Here is a 3,218-nt window from a genome sequence, read left to right as displayed (position 1 = left end):
CATCCTCGGTCCGCAATCCGGCCTGACGCAGGCAGTCAACTATGTGCTGGGACTGGTGGGGATCGAACCGGTGCGCCTGTTGTTTACCGCGTTCTCGGTGATTGTCGGCCTGGTTTACGTGCACCTGCCGTTCATGGTGCTGCCGCTGTACGCCAACCTGGAAAAGCATGATCCGGCGCTGGTCGATGCCGCACAGGACCTGGGCGCTTCCGCCTGGCAGCGCTTCTGGCGCATCACTTTCCCCTTGTCTCTGCCCGGCGTGTACGCCGGCGCGGCGCTGGTGTTCATTCCGGCGCTGGGGATTTTTGCGGTGTCCGATATCCTCGGCGGCACCGGCAGCGACATGATCGGTAACGTCATCAAACAGCAATTCCTGGAAACCCGCGACTGGCCGTTCGGCAGCGTGCTCTCTATCGTTCTCACGGTAGCGGCGCTGATCGCCGCCGGCATCGCCGTGCTGGTGGCAAGGCCAAGGAGAGAAACCCATGGCTAACCTGAACCGCATGCGGCGTCCGCTCGGCCTGTGGCTGGTAGCGCTGTTCGTATATGCCTTCCTGTACGTACCGCTGATTATCGTGGTGGTGTATTCCTTCAACGACTCGCAGCTCAATGCCGAGTGGGTCGGCTTTACGCTGGACTGGTATCGCAAACTGTTCCATAACGAGGAGATGCTGCGCGCCGCCGGCAATTCGCTGATGATCGCGCTGGTGGCCAGCGCCGCTTCCACCTTGCTCGGCACCATGGCCGGCTTCGCCATGCATCGCTACAAGCTCAAGCTGCTGCCCCTGCTGGTGCTGACGCCGATTGCGATTCCGGAAATCCTGGTCGGCGTTTCGCTGCTGATCTTCTTCGTGATGCTGAACATCACGCTGGGACTGCTGTCGATCACCTTGGCGCACATCGCCTTCTGCATCGGCTTTGTCGCCATCGTGGTGCGTTCGCGTCTGTCCGGCATGGATGAAAGCCTGACCGAAGCGGCGCGCGACTGCGGCGCCACGCCGATGCAGGCCTTCCGGCTGGTGACCTTGCCACTGATCATGCCGGGCGTGGTGGCGGGGGCCCTGATGGCGTTCACCTTGTCGATCGACGACTTCGTGATCACCTTCTTCACCGCCGGCGCCAATGCCTCGACTTTGCCGCTGCAGATCTATTCGATGATCAAGATTGCCGTCACGCCGGAAGTCAATGCCGTTTCGACCTTGTTGATGGGCTTGACCCTGCTGCTTATAATCATCGCGTCCAAGCTTGCGCCCAACGCTTTGCGCTCAAGCTAGACAAAAGCGGGGCGGCTTGCGGCCGCCCCTGGTATTGAGGTTAATCGAGTCACTTTCCTGTACTGGATCATTCATGCGGCGCTTTTCCATCCTGTTCTTTGCAGTATTCCTTTCAAGCGCGGTACATGCGGCGACGCCGAGCGATGCCTCGATAGAGGAGCTGCTGAATGCCATGCATGCGGAGAAGACCATGGATCTGATGCTTCCGGCTATAGGTAAAAGCATGCGTCAGTCGATGGCTATTGCGACCAAAGGACAGACGCTGTCGGCCAAGCAGCAGCAGATTCTGGATGCTGCAAGCGCAAAGATGGCGCAGACCATGAAAGATGATTTGAGCTGGGACAAGATGCATGCCATGTACGCGAAAATTTATCGTGACAGTTTCACGCAGGAAGAAATCGATGGCCTGGTGACATTCTATAAAAGCCCTGCTGGCACAGCCTACATAGCAAAAATGCCGGTCGTCATGCAAAAGACCATGGGCCTCATGCAGACGCGCATGGCGGAGATGATGCCTAAGATACAAGCCGAGATGCAGCAGACGATGGAAGACGTAAAAAATAGCAAATAGTGTGTGTGAGTGGGAAGCAGCGGGCGCGTCCGTCCAGTCGCCAGTCGTTGCTTCAGATTGCAATTTACTTATCAGATCCCGGAATAGCCATGAAAAAACTTCTTACCATCGCCGCCCTGTTGTGTGCCAGCGTCGCCGCCCACGCCGCCGACGAACTGCGCCTGTACAACTGGAACAATTACATTGCGCCGGAGACGGTGGAGCGCTTCGAGGCATTTTGCAAGTGCAAGGTGGTGCAGACCTATTACGGCGACAATGAGGAAATGCTGGCCAAGCTGGCCGCCGGCGCCAAAGGCTACGACATCATCGTGCCGACCGGTAACGCGCTGGATGCCCTGATCAAGCAGCAGGCCTTGCTGCCGCTCGACAAGGCGCAGTTGCCGAATCTGAAGAACGTCAACCCGGCCTACCTGAACACCGATTTCGACAAGGGCAACAAGTTTTCTGTGCCATACGCCTATACCGTCACTCTGATGGGCTATAACGACCAGAAGATGAAGGAACTGGGGATTCCGGTGGACAGCTGGGCGGCGATTTTCGATCCGAAGATCCTGGTCAAGATCAAGGGCAAGGTCACTGTACTGGATTCGGCCAACGAATTGATGGGCGCCGCCCTGAAATACCTGGGCTATTCCGCCAACGATACCGACGAGAAGCACTGGCAGGAAGCCAAGGACGTGATCATCAAGGCCAAGCCTTACTGGGCCGCATTCAACGGCAGCAGCTACATCAAAGAATTGACTGTCGGCAATATCTGGCTGGTGCAAGGTTATTCGAATGACATTTTCCAGGCCGATGTCGATGCCCAGAAAGCCGGCCGCAAGTTCCGCATCCGCCACGGCATGCCGAAGGAAGGCGCCGTGCTGGCGCTGGACAGCATGGTGATCCACAAGGCGGCGCCGCGGCCCGACCTGGCGCTGAAGTTCATCAATTTCATGCTGGATGGCAAAAATGCCGCCGAGCTGAGCAACCTGATCGGCTCGGGCAATCCTAACGCCGACGCCGCCAAGTACATCAAGCCTGAAATCGCCAATAACCAGGCGATTTTTCCGGACAAGGCAGGTTTCGCCAAGCTGGAAATGCTGAAAGACCTGAACAGCAAGCAGCGGCGCGCCATCAACCGCATCTGGACCGAGATCCGCGCCCGCTGATTTTTCGATGTAAAATTGGCAACGGCAGCGTCAATTCATGGCGCCGCCGCCACAAGCCGTCGGCCAAGCCCGTGTATACTGGAAAAAACCTTTATAATTCAGGGTTTTGTAAGATATTTGCGGAGTTTCACCATGCCGATTTATGCGTATCGCTGCGAAGCCTGTGGTTTTGCCAAAGATGTGCTGCAAAAGATGTCCGATGAGCCGCTGACGGTTTGCCCG

At 57.3% G+C, this 3,218-nt stretch carries 5 protein-coding genes; all 5 read left to right on the top strand.

Annotated features, from left to right (window positions below):
• Window positions 1-493 (top strand): ABC transporter permease (locus VNZ65_RS08705; RefSeq protein ID WP_325668037.1); only part of this gene is annotated, 493 nt, incomplete at its 5' end.
• The gene (locus VNZ65_RS08700) at window positions 486-1,274 is read left to right on the top strand and encodes an ABC transporter permease (RefSeq protein WP_231880034.1); all 789 of its coding nucleotides are present in this window, start codon (window positions 486-488) and stop codon (window positions 1,272-1,274) included. The genes VNZ65_RS08705 and VNZ65_RS08700, both read left to right, overlap by 8 nt.
• A 73-nt stretch (window positions 1,275-1,347) precedes the next feature.
• On the top strand, window positions 1,348-1,845 hold the full coding sequence (locus VNZ65_RS08695) for a DUF2059 domain-containing protein (RefSeq protein WP_325668034.1): 498 nt from the start codon (window positions 1,348-1,350) through the stop codon (window positions 1,843-1,845).
• Window positions 1,846-1,934: 89 nt separating this feature from the next.
• The gene (locus tag VNZ65_RS08690) at window positions 1,935-2,996 is read left to right on the top strand and encodes a spermidine/putrescine ABC transporter substrate-binding protein (protein WP_325668032.1); all 1,062 of its coding nucleotides are present in this window, start codon (window positions 1,935-1,937) and stop codon (window positions 2,994-2,996) included.
• Window positions 2,997-3,128: 132 nt separating this feature from the next.
• A partial coding sequence (locus VNZ65_RS08685; RefSeq protein ID WP_325658859.1) for an FmdB family zinc ribbon protein occupies window positions 3,129-3,218 on the top strand: 90 nt, incomplete at its 3' end.

This window comes from Collimonas sp., from assembly GCF_035566555.1.
Lineage (GTDB): Bacteria > Pseudomonadota > Gammaproteobacteria > Burkholderiales > Burkholderiaceae_D > Collimonas.
Note: the sequence above shows the minus strand (reverse complement) of the source record. Positions and strands in the feature narration are given on the sequence as shown.